General features: G+C 32.9%; 26 protein-coding genes and 1 pseudogene. 3 read left to right on the top strand and 24 right to left on the bottom strand.

The window, feature by feature from the left end; translation table 11 throughout:
- Positions 1-5: 5 nt before the first annotated feature.
- The 3 genes from BFA01S_RS10855 to BFA01S_RS10845 are packed head-to-tail and all read right to left on the bottom strand — an operon-like array spanning position 6 to position 2,292.
- On the bottom strand, positions 6-1,205 hold the full coding sequence (locus BFA01S_RS10855; protein ID WP_066229779.1) for a PBSX family phage terminase large subunit: 1,200 nt from the start codon (positions 1,203-1,205) through the stop codon (positions 6-8).
- Positions 1,180-1,938, bottom strand: coding sequence for a phage terminase small subunit (terS, locus tag BFA01S_RS10850; RefSeq protein ID WP_066229775.1), 759 nt, complete (start codon positions 1,936-1,938; stop codon positions 1,180-1,182). Before terS ends, BFA01S_RS10855 begins: the two co-directional genes overlap by 26 nt.
- A gap of 60 nt (positions 1,939-1,998) precedes the next feature.
- The gene (locus BFA01S_RS10845; RefSeq protein ID WP_066229772.1) at positions 1,999-2,292 is read right to left on the bottom strand and encodes a hypothetical protein; all 294 of its coding nucleotides are present in this window, start codon (positions 2,290-2,292) and stop codon (positions 1,999-2,001) included.
- A 95-nt stretch (positions 2,293-2,387) separates the two neighbouring features.
- Here BFA01S_RS10845 and BFA01S_RS10840 point away from each other — a divergent pair, with 95 nt between their 5' ends.
- A complete protein-coding gene (locus BFA01S_RS10840; RefSeq protein ID WP_066229769.1) occupies positions 2,388-2,726 on the top strand; it encodes a hypothetical protein in 339 nt (112 codons plus the stop codon).
- 213 nt (positions 2,727-2,939) lie between these two features.
- Here BFA01S_RS10840 and BFA01S_RS10835 read toward each other — a convergent pair whose 3' ends face one another.
- The 10 genes from BFA01S_RS10835 to BFA01S_RS10790 form a co-directional block, all read right to left on the bottom strand.
- Positions 2,940-3,653 carry a hypothetical protein gene (locus tag BFA01S_RS10835; protein ID WP_066229766.1) on the bottom strand — a complete coding sequence of 238 codons (714 nt, stop codon included), beginning with the start codon at positions 3,651-3,653 and terminating at the stop codon, positions 2,940-2,942.
- A gap of 36 nt (positions 3,654-3,689) precedes the next feature.
- Positions 3,690-4,142 carry an ArpU family phage packaging/lysis transcriptional regulator gene (locus BFA01S_RS10830; RefSeq protein ID WP_066229764.1) on the bottom strand — a complete coding sequence of 151 codons (453 nt, stop codon included), beginning with the start codon at positions 4,140-4,142 and terminating at the stop codon, positions 3,690-3,692.
- Between the two features lie 93 nt (positions 4,143-4,235).
- The gene (locus BFA01S_RS10825) at positions 4,236-6,023 is read right to left on the bottom strand and encodes a DUF262 domain-containing protein (protein ID WP_066229761.1); all 1,788 of its coding nucleotides are present in this window, start codon (positions 6,021-6,023) and stop codon (positions 4,236-4,238) included.
- 129 nt (positions 6,024-6,152) lie between these two features.
- Positions 6,153-7,121, bottom strand: coding sequence for a hypothetical protein (locus BFA01S_RS10820; protein WP_066229759.1), 969 nt, complete (start codon positions 7,119-7,121; stop codon positions 6,153-6,155).
- Positions 7,122-7,136: 15 nt separating this feature from the next.
- A complete protein-coding gene (locus BFA01S_RS10815; RefSeq protein WP_066229756.1) occupies positions 7,137-7,466 on the bottom strand; it encodes a nucleotide pyrophosphohydrolase in 330 nt (109 codons plus the stop codon).
- Positions 7,467-7,667: 201 nt separating this feature from the next.
- A complete protein-coding gene (locus tag BFA01S_RS10810; RefSeq protein WP_066229753.1) occupies positions 7,668-8,909 on the bottom strand; it encodes a DGQHR domain-containing protein in 1,242 nt (413 codons plus the stop codon).
- A complete protein-coding gene (locus tag BFA01S_RS10805; protein ID WP_082799957.1) occupies positions 8,896-10,524 on the bottom strand; it encodes a nucleotidyltransferase family protein in 1,629 nt (542 codons plus the stop codon). The genes BFA01S_RS10810 and BFA01S_RS10805 overlap by 14 nt, the downstream gene beginning before the upstream one ends.
- 35 nt (positions 10,525-10,559) lie before the next feature.
- Positions 10,560-11,558 (bottom strand): DUF3427 domain-containing protein, encoded by a 999-nt coding sequence (locus tag BFA01S_RS10800; protein ID WP_066229747.1) that lies wholly within the window; start codon positions 11,556-11,558, stop codon positions 10,560-10,562.
- Positions 11,559-11,601: 43 nt separating this feature from the next.
- Positions 11,602-11,805, bottom strand: a complete 204-nt coding sequence (locus BFA01S_RS10795) for an XtrA/YqaO family protein (RefSeq protein ID WP_066229744.1) — start codon at positions 11,803-11,805, stop codon at positions 11,602-11,604.
- A 35-nt stretch (positions 11,806-11,840) separates the two neighbouring features.
- Positions 11,841-12,080 carry a helix-turn-helix domain-containing protein gene (locus BFA01S_RS10790; RefSeq protein WP_066229741.1) on the bottom strand — a complete coding sequence of 80 codons (240 nt, stop codon included), beginning with the start codon at positions 12,078-12,080 and terminating at the stop codon, positions 11,841-11,843.
- Between the two features lie 111 nt (positions 12,081-12,191).
- Here BFA01S_RS10790 and BFA01S_RS10785 point away from each other — a divergent pair, with 111 nt between their 5' ends.
- Together BFA01S_RS10785 and BFA01S_RS10780 are read left to right on the top strand one after the other, a co-directional pair.
- Positions 12,192-12,746: a hypothetical protein gene (locus BFA01S_RS10785; RefSeq protein ID WP_066229740.1), complete on the top strand. Its 555-nt coding sequence runs from the start codon at positions 12,192-12,194 to the stop codon at positions 12,744-12,746.
- A 432-nt stretch (positions 12,747-13,178) separates the two neighbouring features.
- The gene (locus BFA01S_RS10780) at positions 13,179-13,643 is read left to right on the top strand and encodes a hypothetical protein (RefSeq protein ID WP_066229739.1); all 465 of its coding nucleotides are present in this window, start codon (positions 13,179-13,181) and stop codon (positions 13,641-13,643) included.
- A gap of 395 nt (positions 13,644-14,038) precedes the next feature.
- Here BFA01S_RS10780 and BFA01S_RS22410 read toward each other — a convergent pair whose 3' ends face one another.
- From BFA01S_RS22410 to BFA01S_RS22815, 11 genes and pseudogenes are all read right to left on the bottom strand, one after another.
- Complete coding sequence (locus BFA01S_RS22410) at positions 14,039-14,182, bottom strand: hypothetical protein (RefSeq protein ID WP_156483599.1); 144 nt, start codon at positions 14,180-14,182, stop codon at positions 14,039-14,041.
- 34 nt (positions 14,183-14,216) lie between these two features.
- Complete coding sequence (locus BFA01S_RS22820) at positions 14,217-14,360, bottom strand: hypothetical protein (protein WP_169800466.1); 144 nt, start codon at positions 14,358-14,360, stop codon at positions 14,217-14,219.
- Positions 14,361-14,534 carry a RusA family crossover junction endodeoxyribonuclease gene (locus BFA01S_RS23440; protein WP_268874855.1) on the bottom strand — a complete coding sequence of 58 codons (174 nt, stop codon included), beginning with the start codon at positions 14,532-14,534 and terminating at the stop codon, positions 14,361-14,363. It abuts the gene before it with no gap.
- Positions 14,527-14,766 carry a RusA family crossover junction endodeoxyribonuclease gene (locus tag BFA01S_RS23435; protein WP_268874854.1) on the bottom strand — a complete coding sequence of 80 codons (240 nt, stop codon included), beginning with the start codon at positions 14,764-14,766 and terminating at the stop codon, positions 14,527-14,529. Before BFA01S_RS23435 ends, BFA01S_RS23440 begins: the two co-directional genes overlap by 8 nt.
- The gene (locus tag BFA01S_RS10770) at positions 14,759-14,959 is read right to left on the bottom strand and encodes a Fur-regulated basic protein FbpA (RefSeq protein ID WP_066229735.1); all 201 of its coding nucleotides are present in this window, start codon (positions 14,957-14,959) and stop codon (positions 14,759-14,761) included. The genes BFA01S_RS23435 and BFA01S_RS10770 overlap by 8 nt, the downstream gene beginning before the upstream one ends.
- Positions 14,956-15,135, bottom strand: a complete 180-nt coding sequence (locus BFA01S_RS10765) for a hypothetical protein (RefSeq protein WP_066229732.1) — start codon at positions 15,133-15,135, stop codon at positions 14,956-14,958. The genes BFA01S_RS10770 and BFA01S_RS10765 overlap by 4 nt, the downstream gene beginning before the upstream one ends.
- Before the next feature lie 91 nt (positions 15,136-15,226).
- A complete protein-coding gene (locus BFA01S_RS10760) occupies positions 15,227-15,814 on the bottom strand; it encodes an ATP-binding protein (RefSeq protein ID WP_066229730.1) in 588 nt (195 codons plus the stop codon).
- Between the two features lie 76 nt (positions 15,815-15,890).
- Positions 15,891-16,904 (bottom strand): hypothetical protein, encoded by a 1,014-nt coding sequence (locus BFA01S_RS10755; RefSeq protein WP_169800465.1) that lies wholly within the window; start codon positions 16,902-16,904, stop codon positions 15,891-15,893.
- The gene (locus tag BFA01S_RS10750; RefSeq protein ID WP_066229726.1) at positions 16,901-17,089 is read right to left on the bottom strand and encodes a hypothetical protein; all 189 of its coding nucleotides are present in this window, start codon (positions 17,087-17,089) and stop codon (positions 16,901-16,903) included. Before BFA01S_RS10750 ends, BFA01S_RS10755 begins: the two co-directional genes overlap by 4 nt.
- Positions 17,067-17,921, bottom strand: coding sequence for a recombinase RecT (locus tag BFA01S_RS10745; RefSeq protein ID WP_066229724.1), 855 nt, complete (start codon positions 17,919-17,921; stop codon positions 17,067-17,069). The genes BFA01S_RS10750 and BFA01S_RS10745 overlap by 23 nt, the downstream gene beginning before the upstream one ends.
- 11 nt (positions 17,922-17,932) lie before the next feature.
- Positions 17,933-18,252 (bottom strand): annotated as a pseudogene (locus BFA01S_RS22815) (hypothetical protein); the annotation flags it as partial.

The raw sequence follows: 18,252 nt of genomic DNA, 5'->3' as shown, positions 1-18,252 counted from the left end.
TTCTTTCACCTACTTCCTGTCCTTCTTCTCTGTGGTTTTAATTGTGTATAGATCGCATAGCGTAAGGAATCTAACACATCATCCCATTGCTTCACTGGCTCTCCGGTTACTTCATTCCATACATAAAGAAAAATTTCTTTATCAAATCGTTTAACATTATTCTTAACGACTTTTAACTTATCAGTTTTGAATAACCTCGCTACTTCTTCAATACCAGCAATTACTGCTTTATCAGCATTTACAGCTCGTATTCTCTCACGTCTGAATCGTTGAATATGTTCTGGTCTTGCCGAATCGCAATAAAAAAAGATGTTACCATAACGAGATTGAATCTCTTTGACGACATCTACCCAAAAATCTATTTCTTGATGTTGGTGTGCATGTTCTTCTAGTAAGTAATAGCATCCTTTGTCATCTTCTCCAATGACTACGATTGAGCCATGATGCTCATATCCCCAGTCCACCCCTGCAAAATAACGTATAAAGTTAATTCCTTCCATACTAGCAATATAATGTTTATTTTTATCAAAGTCTTTATAAATAACACCTTCGGCTGCAACCCATTGACCTTTAATATCGCGGTCTGTAAACATTCCACTCGGAGTAGAAGCAACAATACTCTCTACATATTCCGGATCCAAAAAAACATTATCATACAGTGTAAAATGAAAGGCTCTAATGTTTAAACGACCACTTTCAAGCCTTTGGCCATCTTTATCAATATAGTCCTCTTTCACTGGATGAGCAGGATTTTCTGGGTTTGTATCAATGATGATTTTTGCTCCTTTATAAGAACAACGGGAAATAACTTCTTTCACAAAATTATCATGAAGAGCTGTTCCTTCATTTAATAAGGCTCCAGCTGCAGTAAATCCCCTTGCTTTCTTCCAACTATCTGACTTAGAGCCATCAAATACATAGATTTTATTCCCGAAAATTTCGAAAGCGTTGGTCTTATCTAATTTAATCTCTCGTCCGATAATATTTTCAATATCATTAAGGATATTCCGCCAGATAGAAGAATAAGTCGCACCGCCAATGACGAAGGATAATCCTTGACCTTCATAAGTTGCAATATGCCCTAAATAAAGCAGGATAGCCACGTATGTTTTACCAGCACGTTTTGCGCCACTCAAGATTAGTATTTTAGGATTTTCAGTCCGGACACTCTCAACTACTTCAATCTGTTTTGGAGTTAATTCCATCGACTAACCCCCTTAGTGCTGCGGCAACATCTTTTTCAGAGCTAGAGTTATTTTCAAGCTTACTCACTTCTGCTTTCGTTTTATCAATATTCAAGCGCATCTGTTCAAGTTTGAGTCTGCGTTCATCCTCATCATGGGCCAACTCATTGAACTGTTTGATTAATCCTCTCAGTTCACTCATAGCTCTTGATTGAGCATTTAAGAAAGTGGCATGACGATCCCAAGCGAATTGAAACTCCCACTCCTCTTCCAAAGTTTCATAGTTTTCACCTGAATCTGCTTTCCTGTTTTTGAGTTCTTTGATCATTTCATCCTTATCAGTAACAAACATAATTTGCTGAGCTCGAATGATTGCTGCATACTGAATCTGTATGTGATCGAATATTAAATCAGCTGGTGATCGTTCTTGCATTCCTTCCATGATCTCTAAAGTTTCAGCAGGAAGGTATTTTGCAAAGAAACCATGCTTCACAGCAGCTGTGTTCCGTTTTGTAAATTGATTTTTAGGATTAGGGTTTCCACTCCTTTTCCTCGATTCACCAGTAGTTGCATCTTTTTTAATAGTTGCAACCTTTTCATTTTTGGTTGCATCCTTTTTAGTTGGATCCCTAAACCATCCTTCACGGCTTTTCCTACTCTTTAATGTACCTAGCTTTATATCATGCTTCTCAGCTAATGCCTTTAATATAATATCAGATGTTTCCCATTCTCTTCTGATTTCCTCCCAATTCATTTCACATCACCGCCACCTCCATATTGTTTTTGGACAAAAGAAAAAGCACTCAACTGAGTGCTAGATTATTTTAGATTCATATAATGTTTGTATCCATTCTTCAAATTCCTGTTCACTATCAAAACATAGTACATCCTCTTTCGTTAGATTTTTATTTTCAATCGAAATTTTTTCTAAAAATACTTTTCTTCCCTCTTTAAAAGCAATTTTAGCCTCTTTAATAGCAAAATCAACAAAACCTTGATCCCCAGGAATAATAGTCGAATCAAAAAAAAGAGTCTTGTCAATTACAAATCGGTCCGTACCTTCTCTTTTACAAATTGTCCGATTATCTATATGATCAATTTTATCCATAAATCCATCTCTCCCTTCCCTTATAATTTTTCGACATCAAGAAGGTATCCCCTTCTATTTGTCTAATATTGTAGAAAAGGAGGTGAAATTCAAAAATGGATTTTGCAATTAAAGTAAATTCAGAATCAGAAACTAACATTGTTATTGAGTCTCCTTCTGAACTCGGAGATCAAATTTTAAGTTTGCTATTAAAAGAAGGATATACGCTAATTGAATTTTTACCAAAAGCTATAGGACGATCTAATAATAATGGATTTATATTGGAAAATCCTGATATAAAATACTATAGCCTTATGATTTTAGCTCAGAAAGAAAAAACCACTGTTTCAGATATCGCTAATTGTATTCATGCTCATTTTGAAGGTTGCTACTTAAGCCGCTCTGGTGACAATTATCTTATCTCATCAGATGAGAATGATTTTGCTTCAATTTAGTACTTTGAAGAGTTCCATTGTGGAGCTCTTTATTTTATACTAATTTATGAAATCCTATTTATCACCTCATTACGCTAATCGTTTAATAAAAAACATCTCATCAAATTAGATGGGTGCTCTCTTAGTATATTTCGTTAATACCATATTAACATGGTTAAACAAAAATGATCTGTCGTTATCCTGCCAAAAATCTGCTGTTTGTCTGACAATTATTTAAACAATCCTTTGAATATATTTGTATAAATATTGTCCAGCTTTATTTATTTGAAAGTGATGGTTAACCTCTCCCATACTAAAAGATGGTGTTTTCTCATCAATATTTAAATCTAATAGATCATATCTACTTATAATTTGTAATGAAACACATTTTTCAATTGTTAACCACACATCTGTATCGTCTAGGTGATTTTGAATTGCCTTTTCCTTAAATTCTTTAGTTAATAGATACTTTGGTATTTCTGTACCTAAATATCCACATATAAATATATAGTTAATAAGATCAATATCAAAAAAATTTATTAAAGCGTTAATTGCAATTAAGTGTTCTTGTTTTATTTCTTCATTATTTTCTACTAAAGAATTTAAAATTGTACCCATGACTAAACATGTCTTACTTGATTTCGATAGTAATATTTTCGAAAAAGTATCTGCAATAAATTCGGCTTTTGTTTCATTATCAATATATCGTTCTAATTTTAACAATTGTTGTTCAGTTGGTTTATTTTCAAAATTAAAGCCAGCTAAGAAGGATTCAAACTTTTTTTGCATTATCAAACTACTAGACTTGGTAAGTAAAGAAACAACTTTTGATCCTTCTCCAAAAAGCTTTACATAATCATTCTCTAACACAGATTCTTTTAGTTCTAAAAACTTTTCTATCTTATCGACTGTATTTTCAAGAACATTTAATGCACTAAGTTTATTCATAAAAAATCTTCTCCTTTTCATATTAAAAGAGCACTCTTACGAATGCTCCTCATCTTTATAAACTTCAATTCTAAGAACAAAAGCAAGCTTGTAAAATATTCTCGCTTTTAGTCGATAATACCTTCTTTCACTTAGGATTAATTCACTATAAATTTCATAATCGAATGTTTCTTCATCTTCTAAATATCTTTTATATATAATCTCACGTTCCATTTTAGATAATCGATTCACACCATGGATAATCCAATCTAAATATTTATCACGCTCACGTTCAAAATCTACCTTACCAATCACAGCATCTTCTGTTGATGAATGGAAAGCATTCGTATTTGTAGGAGGAACAAGTGAATATGATGCCGTTACTTTAGGAAGTCTTTCTTCTGGAACTGTGAGTAAATAAAAACGATACTTTTCAAATGCTGCTTCCACAGCTGCTTTTGTTTGATCTCTATCGATTTCCGGAAGTTTAAATGAAAGTTGTTTTTCCATATTAAATTCCTCCTTAAATGTAAAAAAGACACCAAACAACGCTTAATGCGTCATTCGGTGTCCTCCAGCGAGCTGGTAGAACCATATATTTGATTATATTTTTGTCAGTAATTGAATTACTAACTCATTTATTCTATCAGTACCCACATCTGGAGTTCTATTTGTCTCTAACAATTCCTGTCTATCCAAATCAGTAGATGGAATTGTTACGCTATGATGTTGTACCAACCATTGAGCATAAGGATGAACAGGATGAATTGAACTATTAATGTAATTATAGTATATGCCCTGAGGTGCAAGTTTTGCTGAACAAGAAGTTGCTTTCGCTACTGTGTTTAAATTTGCTGGTAAAGGTGCAAAATTTCTAATTGTCTGTCCTTCACTAGCCCCTGGCGTATTTCTTACTAATAAGCGATCTGGTATTAAGTGATCTACATGAAAATCTCTTGCAGATCTACCATATTTAAAAGGAACAAAAGGAGGTACTCCATAGCCAGCTGCTTTTGGAGGTAATAACAATGCATTAAATACTCTCTTTGCCTTCTTTATATCTACTTTATTCAGAACAGTTCGTAGCCATTGATCATCTAACTGCTGATCGATTGACAGTGACACAAAGTAATGAGATAGACTGTTCGCAATATCAGATAGTGAAGCTGTCTGAGTGCCATTTATTATATTTTCTGCATACACTCTTGTACGAGTAATTCTACCATCAAGAATACCTCTATAACATGCTATAAGAAATCTTTGAAGCTCAGCATTTTCTTGTGATCCTCCATTTAAAAAAGAAGGGTTACTTTGACCATGATGAATAATTCTTATATAATAGTAGCTCATCAAAATAGCTAGAGGAATACTCCCACATTCTTTTATTTCTCGTAAGTAACTGTTACTATTTCCATTATTAGCATCTATCTGATTTTTAAATCCCAACACAAATTGTAGAAAATTATCTACCTCATCTTTAGAAAGGTTAGTACCCCATGATGGGAAAACTCTTGAACCGTTTCCCTCACCTAAGGCCTTTAAAACTGTACTTACAAAAGGTAGCAAATTTCGATCTGGTTTTTCATTTGTAGTAAATATTTCAGTAAATTCATTTTCTACATCATCAATATCTAATGCTGACCAACCAGCTGAAGTTCCTTGTTCAATAATAAAAGCCCTAAGCAAATCTACAGGACCTAAATCTACCCTGACAGTATTAATTCCTAAGAATGTACTCATTATCTCTAAAGAATTTCTGAAGTTAAAATAGATATCAACTGCAATTTGTCTACTTAAAAATGTATTTACCAAATTGCCAGCAAAGGTAGTCACATTTGATGACTGAATTTGTCCTAATACATATGTTTCAATATCCTCTCGCAACCTTATATACTGGCTCGAAATAGCTGTTCTAGGATGATTTCGAAATTCATAATCATTATGTAAATATATAGGTGCTAAAGGTGCCACTCTAGCTGAAAGACTGTTAAAATAGACAGCCTCAGTGGGAAATCTAGGATTTGTTGGTGTAAGGACTAAATCATGCAAAACTGATAAAAGAATTGTACCAACAGTAAATCTTTGTAAGCCGTCTACTAAAATACAATAAGTATTAAAACTTTGAGGTAGTAACTGAAACTGATTTGTATTTCTAGAGAATGAAGCTAATATTACATTTCCAAGCAAAACAGAAGAGGAGTTAAGAAATTCTTCTACTTCTTCTACTTCCCATGAAATCCCCCTTTGATATCTAGGAATTTCTACCCATTGAAATTGACCTGTTAAAAGTCCAGTTATTGCTTGATTTGGTGCCACTGTGGTTGGTAGTAACGCATAACCAGTAATATATTCAAAGAATGGTGGAACCGGGCCACTACGGTGTACAGGCATAAACTTTCTTCCTTTCTAAATTGATTCTTTATCATTATAAGCTATAAAAACACCTAAAGGTAATTTATTTCATAAAAATAAAATAAAACCTTATATTACTCTTTTTAACAAAAATATAATCAATACTACCTATTTTTTATTATAAAAATGCCAATCAAAATATTTAACTGTTTTATCATGCCAATAGTTACACTCATTGCCTTCAACTTGCCCTATATAATCTAAGATATGCTGTGTTAAGGAATTCTTACGTAAACGAACTACCTTCCCATTTTTAACTCCTATATATCCTTTTTCATACAATTCATCGCATCCAAATTTACACATGGGCATCACGATATTTTTGTAATCCAATTTCTCTTCATCAGTACATTTAGCACGTTTTTTAATGTGAGCTGCTACAAGAAACTCTACAGGCATTTCTTTATGACAGATGCCGCAACAGCTAGTTTTCTTATTCTTAAATAAATATTTACGTAAAAAAGACTGTTCCGTTCTTCTCAAACTCATACTTTTACTATCTAATGGTTTAGTCGGATCAATGTTGATAACCACTTCTTTATACTCTTCTTCAGAAACATGAGGGTAATAAACTTCACTTCCGAAGTTAAACCGTTCAAAAATTCTCCCACTCTTTTCTTTATCTAATACTGTAAAACGCCGTACTGAATTTTCTCTAGAGTAACCAACAGTTTCATTTAACTGTTGAACAGGGATATCTAACTCTTGAATTTCATCTAAAAGATAAACGTACTCCCATGTTACCCCATCTTCTTTCCATCCCCAAAGTTCCAATGCAAGTTGTGGACTATAAAATTTATGAGTAACAACGCCTGAAGCGAAAATTCTCATATTAGTAGTAAATAGTGCTATATCTCCAGCTTTAATTTTTTCCCAATGTTTTTCATTACTACCATCCTTTGCAGGAGTAACCCCCCATATAGGTACTAATCTATCTTCATAACAGGAACTAATTAAATCTATATCTTTCTTATCTAAAAAAGGAATAATTCTATCTAAATTTACAGATCCTTTGATAGTATTATCAAAATTCTCTTTTCCAACTCCACCTGATGGTTGTAATATAACATGGTTCATTTTACTTTCACCTTTCTATAATTCCGTATACTTTTTCTTTGAATTATAAGCTTTTTCAATTGGATACTTTGCTTTATTTTTCTCTAACTTCTTTAAAATTGCTTCTTCTGGATTTATCCCTAATTCGTGAGCTATCAGCAAGCTGTAAATCATTACATCAGCTAGTTCATCTTTCATGTCACAATGATGTTCTTTCACAGCTTCCTCATTTGATTTCCATTGAAAATTTTCAAGTAGTTCACTTGCCTCTAGAGAAAGTGAAATGGCCAAGTCTTTTGGATTATGGAATTGTGACCAATTCCTTTCATTACGAAATTTAATAACTTTCTCTGTAAGTTCTTTCATAATCTCACCTCTCTAACATTTAATCTTTTACTCTTATCTTGAAAATGTCGGCACTCTTAGTGCTTTTTCTGCAATTAATTTTTCTCATATTCCGAGTATATTATTACGTAGTTATACAGCTAAAAGGACACCAAACAACGCCTAAAGCATTCTTCAGTGTCCTCCAGTGAGCTGGTAGAATAGATTTTGTTTAAAATATAATTATTTTATTTTTTTACCCAAAATCTGGTTAGCGATTAGTCTGAAACCAGCTTGTGAATTGTTACCACTAAAACTCCCTCCTGATTCCCAATCTCCACTGTTGACTCTACCACTACGAATTAATTCTTTAAATGAATACATTGCAGATTCAATATTTTCTTCCTCTTTAATGCAGTCTTGTAGAACTAAATGAATAGAATATAAACCTATACCTTTTTGAATATTATAATACTTATCAAAATAAGGTGGATAAGTATTAAAGCAGTCATCCCATTCAGTTCTAACTATGCTCCAAATATGATCAAGATACGATTTAATTAGCTCAACAAATGAATCTTCTTTCTCTTCTAAAATAGGTACCAGTTCATCATTTAGTTTTAACGGTTCCTGTTCTTCCCCATCAAAACCAAATAAAGAATCTTCAATATCTTTAGGCTCCCGGTAATATTGAATAAATAATTCAACAAGAGGAATTAAAGATTTATTAAATGCATTTAAGCTAACTATTTTACCTTTATCGTCAGGTGCCATAGTTATTGCCTTGTACCATACAGAATTAAGATCTTCATTTAACTTCTTGGTAACACTAATTGCAATATCATCTATTATTTCATGTAAGCTTCGCGTGTAGTTTTTTTCCTTTCTTCGTTCATGCCTTAAACGAATGGCTAAATTTGTATCAATTTTCTTTGATTTACTGTTTATATTTATGAATGTATCCATTTCTTCTACTTCATCTTCTTTTCCAATTACCATAATGGTTACCGGTATCTCAAAGCTTTGATATTCTTGAAATCGTTTAGGGTCATCGTTCGCTAAATATTTAAATCCTTCTATTCTATGTTGTCCATCAACAATTCTTAGAGGTCCCTGTAATCTTAATTCATTGATATAATTACATCCCTCTTCCTGTTTGACAATTCCCTCCTCAAGGTCATCCTCATTGATTGTAGGATCTTTTGAAAAGTAGTTAGTTAGTTCTCCTGATGTTCTGGACATCTCAATATTTTCCGGATTAATTGCCGTTAATATACCTAAAGGTAATAAGACCCCATTTTCTCTTTTAAGATACTCAGCAAATCTTTTATAATGAGAAGGAATAGGTGGTCTTTGGTATCCTTCCTCGGTTTTTGAATTAAAAACAGCTACTATTGAATTATTTATTAGTTCTTCTACTGTTAGTTTAGTTATATATAATTGAATACCCTTTTGTTTTAATGGGATAAAATCAGTTAAGATCATTTTTGTCTTCCCCATTTCTCTTTAATTTTGAGTTAAAAACTTTTACTAGTTCAATCCTATCTTTATTATTTAAATCTCCAAAGATAAGCTTTTCTATTCGAGTATAATCCAACTCAAAAACCCATTGCTGATTTATCTGTAGCTCGTTTCTTAATTCTTCTAAATCTTCTTTATCTATATCTTTTAAAATCATTAAAAGTATCTGATTCTTTAGTTTTTGAGAAAGCAAATTTAATAATTTTTGATTAGGCTCTCCAATGTCCTTTTCATTAAAATTCTCATAATGATTAATTATTGAATTAATAAATTCTTCAGTTGTTTCTAATACAACATCTAACTTTCTTTTATCAATAAAAAAGTCCATCTTTAAATATTCATTGAAAGATTCAACAACTCCTAAGATAGTGGCAGGAAGAACTAACTGATGAGTTATTGTCTCATCCATTGTTTCATTTGCTTCTGAAAATTTCTCGCGAATTCTAATTGAAAACGTGGTATATAAACTTTCAACAAATTCCTTAAAGGATTTCTTAACTGAATCATTTTGTTGTACCATGTGGTAAAGCCCAAATAAAACTCTCCAAACAATATCTACTGACAAAATTAACTTAGAAATTATCTGACCAAGCTCTTTAAGGTGGTCCTCTGCTTCTATTTTTAGATCAGCTGCATCAAATTCGAAGTTACTTATACTTATATTCGTTCTTGCTAAAGTCGTTATTTGATTTCCCAATAATGCAACAATAGCATTATAATTTTTACCTATTGATAATAATTGAGATAATAGTATATAAACTTCTCTGAAATCAACATCATAATCTATTAGCAGAGCATTTAATTTTTTCTGTAAGTTTATATAGAATTCAGAGGCTAGCATTTCTTGCGCTCGAAGTTTTTGTTCCTTCTTACCCTTTCCTTGTAAGTGTGTGTTTATTGTAGATAGTTGGGAATCAATATTATAAAGTAATTTGTCAATTGAATTCATCATATCTCTATAAAAGCTTTGTTGTTCGTCATATGTATAATTTTTATATATAAGCTTATGTTCAAGTTCTCCCCAAAACATATGCACTAAAGACTTAATTTGTAACTCAATAGGCGTTCTTTGCTCGTTCTTTACCCATAGGCATTCCATTTTAAAAATTTCCTTACCATTTTTCTGTTCCTCGGGTTGATTTGTGTGCTTGATTAATAAATATCCTTCGCTCTTATCTACTTCAGCCAATGTAAAGAAGCTATTATCAATTTCACTAATTTTGTTGAATTTTTCTTGTATTTGAGCATATAATTTTTCTTCATCCATATTTAATAAACATACTAAACGTATACCAATTATATCTTTAAGATTATCAATATATGATGTTGATTGAAGTGCCCCATTATATAAAAGCACCTTACTTCTAATAATTTTTTCTCCTAAGCTGTCAACACCTTTTACCCTAGAATGTAGAGATACGTTTTTTAGAGGGATATTTTTAAGAAACTCTTCATTGATATATTTTGTTACTTCTTTTTCGACATCCTGTAAGTCAGACTCTTTAGTTAGTAAATACTCTTTACTGTCAGTTATAAACTTCATTAACTGTCCATCCACATTTAACACCTCAATTTTCATCTACTATATAATTTAAGTTATTTTGTTACTATCATTTAAACAATGTCTTGAGGATAAACTTTAAAAGAATTTGGTTCTCTCTTAAGTTTACTTAAATCCATAAAAGATAATTGAAAACAATATGCAGAATTGATGCTATCTCTATAGTTATAAAGTCGATATAAGAAAAAATTTTTGTAATTTAATTTAGCAAACTCATATTCATTAGTAGAAATATAAAAAGGTGTCCCAATTCCACCTCTAGTAGTTTTCACCTCAATATATTTCTTACTCCCGTCCAGCCCAAAAGACAATATATCAAATCCTGTACCATCTCCAATTTTTTCTGAAACATGAATAACCTTTTCAGCTAGATCAGCACGGTTATGATCCTCTAACCAACGTTTCTCACTTTCTACAACTAATTTTTCACCTAATAACCCTAACTCTCTATTCTTTTCTTCATTATCAGCGAAATCTATAACTTTACCTTTAAACTCTCTTTTTAACTTACTTTTCTCAGATATGTAAACTGGCTTTTCAGTCATTGATAGATTATCTATATTTTCTATATCTAGCCCGTCACGAACTAAGATCAACTTCATTTCTTGAAGTAATTCATCATTATACTCCCAGTCTAAAACCTGCCATTTAAAATGCACTGGCTTTTCTCTAGAACGATCATGGTCTAAATAAGCTAGTTTCCCTAAATATGTATAGGATAAGTTCCTATGTGTTCTTAAAAATAAATAAATATTATTTTCAAGATGGTTATGATTTATAAAATCAATAATCCTACTTTCTGTAAGAGTCTGTGCAGGCTGTGATTGCCATGTCAAAACGCCTGACTCACTCACACTTTCTTCAAATTGATAACTTCCCTGTCTTCTCTCGAAAGTAACCAAAAAAACATAATCTTTTGATCGATTCGGAACCTTTACTATTCCATGTAATCCCCAAGTACCAGCTTGTGGAGTAAATATCGTATCTGGCGAAAAGATATCATGAATTTCTTTACGATTATATGATTGAGCTCTCTCAAGTTTAATAACCAAAATCTATTAACCTCCTTTCTCCTAAATTCTAGAGAGACGAGAGTTAAAAATCTTCCCCTTCATCAAACTTAACTCGTTTCACTTTCCCTTGATGAGTAACAATTTTAGTTTCACCGTGAGGGGGTAATACGGTGAACTTAGCTTTACCCTCACATAACACGATGGCAAAGCTTCCCTTTTTTAGGTCTATTGTATCATCTTGTAATTCTATAAATCTAGTATCTATTTTTAAATCTCTTAGTCTCACCAAAATCACTCCTATGGTATAATTAAATTAGCTGGTCAGGAGTAATCCTGGCTTTTTTCATGTGCTTTATATTTAATTCTCAATTTAACTTCATTTCTAATTGATTCAATCACTGCATAAATATCAAACGGTAATGATTTACCATTTTCCCAGTTCATAATTGTTCTGCGTTCAAAACCGATCGCTTCTCCTAATTGTCTTTGAGTCATTTGTACTGACTGCCGCATGAATCTTACGTAATCAGCAAATTCTTCTACTGTGACATCCTCCTCCACTTTAGTCAACTCCTTCTATCTTTTGTTTCCTTAAATAAAGGGTTTTTATAATAATTAAAGAATTAGTTTTTAGAACATATAAATTAATTTCTTTTGAGGAGCTGAATCCCATTGTCGTTTATCAAATTAACTGTGAAAGTTAAAAATTTTCAGGAAATTAGGGAAAAGGAAATATATAAAGCTAGTACTGATGATTTCCTTAAACTCCTAACATTAGATCAGGAAAAGCCTGATCAAGATCTTATTTTAAATCTTCTTAATAAAGCTTATGAGAACCTTGCTATTAAAACTGAAAATACAATTCCAAGATTAATAGAGATTATTGATGAGCTATTTTCCGATTTTAATGATGAACTATTCAAAAAAGCTTTATCCAGAACCGAGAATATTTTTGATGAGATAAATATCTATGATATTCCTCTTAACACTCCTATTGAATTCATAATCAATAAGGAGAAAATTTCCTTCCCACATTTGAATGATTATAATTATATAAGAAATGCACTATTAATAAATGTATCCAACAAAGTGATAGAACTTAATAATGATACAATCCATGACTCAGTTATTGTTAATTCAATTTCTCAACTTTTAAAAACCAACAACTATATTTTTAAGAATACTGAGAACGAATTAGCAGATAGTGCTGTTACAGAAGTATGGTAATGTTAGGGAGAAATATTTCTCCCTTATTTAACTCCTCCCACCTTTTGTTTCCTTAAACAACTTCTAATGCCTTTTTAGCAATATCTTTGACTAATTCAATTTCTCTTTGAGTGTTCCCATCACTTAATCCAATAATATCAGCTAAAGCTTGCTCATATTGTCTAAATAGTTATTTCTCAATCCACTGCTATCTTCTTCCTTTTACTTAATCTTCGTACTGTATAACAACCTTGCCCATTCTATAAAGACAGTTAAAATTCTTCATTTTTAGCACCTTCATTTTCTCTACGATACCAAATCCTCGAACGTAGAAAAAACTACTTTGAAAAAATCTCTTATTTACTCCGTTTTACTCTCATTTACTAATTTGATTTTATTTCCTATCTTGAATATCTTTTAGATAACTACTTTTTATGAAAGGACGTTTTTTAAATGAGTGAGAAAGTTAAATTAAAAAAGCTACCCAAGGAGTTAAAAGAAACAAATAACAAAGTAATAAGTGAATTTACATCAATTGAAAACAAACATCGCAAAGATGCAGGTAAAGGTGATTACTCAGAAACCACAAAAAGTACTGTACAAACTGGTGATGGTTATACATCATATAAAATTGCAGATATACTTGGTATAACTTATAAATCAAAGAAAAGCTTTACTCCCAACCCTCATCCTGTCGAACAAGCGATAGAAAATCTTAAAATTGAATCATCCGGGTTTAGAACAAATATACTAGATAGTTATAATAACGGGGGGCATGGTCGACAAATAATTACCACTCATCTCAGGTATCCAATTGACTCTATAAAAAAAATAAAGAATGAAATTGAAAGTAACAGTGAGAAACAGTCAAAAGGTACTTTTTTATATGATGGTGTAGAATTTAGAGTGCTTAGTTAGCACTCTTTTCCTCGTCTGTTTTTTAACTAAACTAATTAATTCTTATATTTTACTCCCCCTCTATTTATCTAACTTTATTTCAATTATGTTTTAAATTGGAATCGAATTATTAATTAAAGGAGGAGAAAACACAGTGAAAATAATCAATAAAATATGGAATTCAGACATCTCTCTTTTTATAATTGCATTAATTAATTTATTTTGTTCTTACACGTAGTCTTCTAGTTGATTCTGAAAAGTTTTCTATTCTTATCACTTTTGTAGACATAATAATGATCGCTGCCATTTTAATGACTATTGTTAATAGTTTACTAATAAAAGAAGATATTCATTAACTGGAGGGAAAACCTCCTTTTTTTATTTAATTTTTTCAGGAAACATAATACAAATTAAGTTCACCAAATCTGTGGATTCCTCAAGTTTTCATTTTCTTTTCTGAGCTTTAAAATCTCATCGACTGCTGCCTTTAAGATTCCACTTTCAGCCTTTTTCTCTCCTGATATAATCTGCTCTAAAATGAACTTTGCAAAATCATTCATCTTAACGCCCCCTCAAATAAACTTAATTGTTTAACTAGCTCACGATCTTCCATCCATCACGTAACCTGCTGTTCAAGTCATGTCTTTGTAACTGCTCGTACAAGTGAACACGATGACCATCTTCAAAACGGAATAACAGGTACCATTTACGGCCACGACCTCTCTTAGTCCTAGCCATCTATTTCAGCTCCTTAATGATGATTTCCATCCCTGGTACTTCACTATAACTTTTTACTGCTGTTATTTTTGCTACTTGATTAGCATCCTGCCAAACTAGCTTATTAAGAGAATCGAAAACTCCTTTTACTAGATTATCTGTATCAGGCTTTTTCGTATGATATTCATCAACCATTTGCTGCTTCTTCACATTTATTTGACCAGCTTTTCGGAATTGGCATAGTGAATAAAATATCAACCTCTAATGCACCAGCAAAAAGGTTTCGTCCCTTTAATTGCTGTTTAACAATCCATTTGATTTGATCTTTATATGCAAGATACCGTTGAGCATTCGGCTTTATGTACTTTCCTCGGCTAGTCATGCGAACGGCACCCATTGGCTCAACTGGTATCGTAAGTTTAAGCATTTTCCTCCTCTGATATTTCTCTGCCAAATTGACATTTAACATTGATGTGAATCAGCTCTAATTCTGTAAGTGTATGCTCATATAATTGCCGCCCGTCCGCTGTATCGAAATAACCGTACCTAAGTAACTCGTTAATTAAAAAGTCTTTACGCTGCTCAACAGCTTCTCTTAACTGGTTAGTTTGATTATTCATGAAACATCCTCCATTCCCATTTCTGCAAAAGCTTGATCAAGCCTTGCTTTTAATTGTCTACTTCTTAATTCAGCTTCCTCTTTACTGATCCGCGTGCAATTAGGGCAAGGTACAAACATAACTGCTACCGGGCTTTCCTCATGAATAACACGTCTGCCATTACATAATTTACACATGTTGTTCACCAGCCTTTAAAAAGTGCCTTTTTCGATAGTCGGTCCCGTTCATAATGACCGGCTTTGTATTCTCCATAATTCGTGAGAATAGTCACGCTGTATCCCTAGAACTTTCGAAATCATCCGAAGATAAATTTGTTGTATAAATATTGTGCTTTCCCGAACGTTGATCAATAATTTCAAATGCCTTCCCGATACTCCATCCTTTCGTTTCTCCCTCTGCACCTATATCATCAAGTACTAGCAGATCGACTTTAAATAAGGCCTGCATCAGCTGATCTTCTGTCATTTCACTGTCCTTGTTATACGTACTGCGAATTTTCGTGTACAGCTTAGGCAGTGAGATAAAAACAGAGCTGTATCCTAAAGCCACAAGGGCTTTTGAAATAGATACCGACAAGTGACTTTTACCTGTCCCGAATGGACCTTGAAAAAATAAGTTTGCCGGATCAGCAAGATCAAAGTTTCTAACATAGTCAGCTGCTGTCTTATACGCTGCTGGAAAACGATCCTTTTCGAAATTTTTAAAGTTTGCTTTCTTAAGGCTCTCGTTAATCAAGCTGTTATCATCAAAAATTCGTTTCATTCGGGTCTTATCAGCTTCTTTTTGTTCCTGCTTAATCTGCTCGTAAAGCTTGCAATTGCAGCCGATCTTACTAGTGACTTTTTCTCCTGCCATCGGTCCTAAAGCTATGACTGTAGTAAACTCTTTAACTCGAGAACCGCATCCCTTGCATGTGTATTCGTTAGTTACACTAGAATCCGTAATCGTACTTTTGCCCTTCTTCAGAACTTCCCGAAAGCTTTGCAATACTATCCCTTCCTCCGGTTTTATTTTTCAGTTTCATCAGACCACGCTTCGCTTCATGAATATCTGTGTTTCGTAAAATACCAAGTGTATACTGTTCCTTTTTATCGTCATGCTGCTCAACACGTTTCCAGAGAGCAAAATGAATTTGATCGACACTGTATTTAGATAATTTCTCGATAAAATTAACCAAGATGTTTGCTGAGATAGTGCATGTTTGTCTAGTGAGACGAATGCAGTCAAAATAAGAGAATACTATTTTTTTAGACACATTTGCTGGTAAAGCGTTGAGTTGCGTAGCAAAGTCAACAAAGATTTCAATATCATCGGTCGAGCTCAAATTCATATTTTTTACATTAGCCGATGCGAGATATTCTTTTAATGTTTTATTGATGTTTATATTGTTGTTAACTGATGTTATAAATGCTGTTATAGTATGCGGAATCTCTTGTGGATTCTGTTGCGTATCCTCATGCGGATTCTCTTGTGGATTTTTATTTCCCAACCCGTCTTCCTCCTTACTCTCACAAGGGATACAAGATTCATTCTCTTGTGGATTCTCATGTGATTCCTCATGTGGAACCTCATGCGGATTCTCTTGTGGATTTTTTCGCTCTTTTTGATAAAAAGATAAATTTTGCAATTCCTTATATTGATGAATAGTAACTTGTATCCCTCGCTTTTGAGGTAAGGTTTTTGTTTCTATATAATTTGCAGCTTCCAGTCTATCTAAAGAACCTTTAACAATATCCCTTGACCATCCTATTTCCTTTGCAAGATTTGTTAAGGTAATAATGGTTTGACCTATTTCACAACGACTGGAAGCAGCATAGTTTGCTTCTTCTAAAAGTAATTGGTAAATCATCTTGTCTTTTATATTTTTGAATTGCAATCGAGGCTGGATCACAAACCCCGATGCCTGTATGATATTTTCCAAGCCTCGATCAATCCTTTCTTTCACTTATGACAAATAGCATTCATGCCTTTAATTTCTATTAATTTATAACCTATCGCTTGAACATAACCTTCTACATACTCCCTAAATAGTGTAGGGCGATCATAATACCCTTCTGTTATCCATATGTAGCAATAAGGAATAGAAACATTGATCGTTTCCTTATCTTCACTGTTTAAAAGGGAATTCATCTTGAACCTCTAGTGCAGAAGGCTTTTCATTTTTCTCTTCTTTTTCTTCTACTTCTGCTGCATCAGCATCAATAATAGTTGGCTCACTTTCCATGTCTGATAATTCAGCTGCTTCATCTGTAATATCTTTTAATTCACGCTCATCATTATCTTCAATAACTGCTTTTTGCATTTCGACAGATAAGATTCCCCATTTGGATAAAAGAGCTTTTAATACGGTTTTCATAGCCATAGCATCCCAATCATTTTTCCAGCCGAAATCCGATTTACTAAACTTTTTCCGATGCTTTTCGACCTGCTCTTTCGTCCAATAGATTGTCTTCCTAAAGCCGTTTAACAGTTCAAAATAAGCTGCATATCCGATTACCGCATCTGATTCTCTTGCTTCAAAATCAATCTCAATTTCCTCCGTAAGAGGATTCCAATTGATTAATTCACCCTCACAAATAGCTGTAACATTAATATGGCGATACTGTGCTGATCGGAGAGCTAACTGAATATAACCTTTATAACCGAGTTGGAATTGAGCTTTTCCTCCGTATGGAACAATCCATGCATACCCTAGGTTTTTGTCTACCGGTAAATCTAGTGTTGCTGCAATCATTGCGGATGAAATAACAGACATTGGTTCTGCCTTCTGGAGCATCTTTTCACTGTTATATAAACTAAGAATCGATGCTGTGAATTGAGTAGCACGCTTCCCGAGCACTTCTTCAAACCTTTTAAGAACTGCTGGACTTGATAGAAGGCTTTTCATTGTTGTTCCTTGTGTAGACGGAGCTTGGCTATTCGTACTTGCCAGCTTGTTCTTTAGTGATTTATTTGTTGCCAACTTTACCCCTCCTAGCTAATTTCCTTGATTCCAAAACGACGGTAACTTGTTTGCTTAACTACTTGCTCATAAATATTAGGGAACTGTTCTTTTAGCTTTTTACTATCAATACGATTAGAAGTGATTGGCTTCCATTCCGTTTGAAAGTTTTTAACAAAAGCCAATTCGGCATCTTTCATTTCATTTTTTATCTGATTTTCAATTTCTTTTGCCTGTTCATCTAAAGCTTTAATAGAATCCCTTAACGAAAGATAGTGATCAATTTTCTCCTTATATTCAGAGGTTAAATCAACAGATTTCCCTTTCTCTGCCTTTTCATATTTTTGCTTAA

The sequence above is a fragment of the Metabacillus fastidiosus NBRC 101226 genome, from assembly GCF_001591625.1.
GTDB lineage: Bacteria > Bacillota > Bacilli > Bacillales > Bacillaceae > Metabacillus > Metabacillus fastidiosus.
The sequence above is the reverse complement of the archived record's forward strand: the minus strand, read 5'-3'. Positions and strand labels throughout refer to the sequence as shown.

Bases quoted from the DNA above. Each gene is read 5' to 3' on its own strand.
- BFA01S_RS10855 (WP_066229779.1), bottom strand. From the start codon at position 1,205: ATGGAATTAACTCCAAAACAGATTGAAGTAGTTGAGAGTGTCCGGACT.
- terS (WP_066229775.1), bottom strand. From the start codon at position 1,938: ATGAATTGGGAGGAAATCAGAAGAGAATGGGAAACATCTGATATTATA.
- BFA01S_RS10845 (WP_066229772.1), bottom strand. From the start codon at position 2,292: ATGGATAAAATTGATCATATAGATAATCGGACAATTTGTAAAAGAGAA.
- BFA01S_RS10840 (WP_066229769.1), top strand. From the start codon at position 2,388: ATGGATTTTGCAATTAAAGTAAATTCAGAATCAGAAACTAACATTGTT.
- BFA01S_RS10835 (WP_066229766.1), bottom strand. From the start codon at position 3,653: ATGAATAAACTTAGTGCATTAAATGTTCTTGAAAATACAGTCGATAAG.
- BFA01S_RS10830 (WP_066229764.1), bottom strand. From the start codon at position 4,142: ATGGAAAAACAACTTTCATTTAAACTTCCGGAAATCGATAGAGATCAA.
- BFA01S_RS10825 (WP_066229761.1), bottom strand. From the start codon at position 6,023: ATGCCTGTACACCGTAGTGGCCCGGTTCCACCATTCTTTGAATATATT.
- BFA01S_RS10820 (WP_066229759.1), bottom strand. From the start codon at position 7,121: ATGAACCATGTTATATTACAACCATCAGGTGGAGTTGGAAAAGAGAAT.
- BFA01S_RS10815 (WP_066229756.1), bottom strand. From the start codon at position 7,466: ATGAAAGAACTTACAGAGAAAGTTATTAAATTTCGTAATGAAAGGAAT.
- BFA01S_RS10810 (WP_066229753.1), bottom strand. From the start codon at position 8,909: ATGATCTTAACTGATTTTATCCCATTAAAACAAAAGGGTATTCAATTA.
- BFA01S_RS10805 (WP_082799957.1), bottom strand. From the start codon at position 10,524: ATGAAAATTGAGGTGTTAAATGTGGATGGACAGTTAATGAAGTTTATA.
- BFA01S_RS10780 (WP_066229739.1), top strand. From the start codon at position 13,179: ATGAGTGAGAAAGTTAAATTAAAAAAGCTACCCAAGGAGTTAAAAGAA.
- BFA01S_RS22410 (WP_156483599.1), bottom strand. From the start codon at position 14,182: ATGAATGATTTTGCAAAGTTCATTTTAGAGCAGATTATATCAGGAGAG.
- BFA01S_RS22820 (WP_169800466.1), bottom strand. From the start codon at position 14,360: ATGGCTAGGACTAAGAGAGGTCGTGGCCGTAAATGGTACCTGTTATTC.
- BFA01S_RS23440 (WP_268874855.1), bottom strand. From the start codon at position 14,534: ATGGTTGATGAATATCATACGAAAAAGCCTGATACAGATAATCTAGTA.
- BFA01S_RS23435 (WP_268874854.1), bottom strand. From the start codon at position 14,766: ATGCTTAAACTTACGATACCAGTTGAGCCAATGGGTGCCGTTCGCATG.
- BFA01S_RS10770 (WP_066229735.1), bottom strand. From the start codon at position 14,959: ATGAATAATCAAACTAACCAGTTAAGAGAAGCTGTTGAGCAGCGTAAA.
- BFA01S_RS10765 (WP_066229732.1), bottom strand. From the start codon at position 15,135: ATGTGTAAATTATGTAATGGCAGACGTGTTATTCATGAGGAAAGCCCG.
- BFA01S_RS10760 (WP_066229730.1), bottom strand. From the start codon at position 15,814: ATGGCAGGAGAAAAAGTCACTAGTAAGATCGGCTGCAATTGCAAGCTT.
- BFA01S_RS10750 (WP_066229726.1), bottom strand. From the start codon at position 17,089: ATGAATTCCCTTTTAAACAGTGAAGATAAGGAAACGATCAATGTTTCT.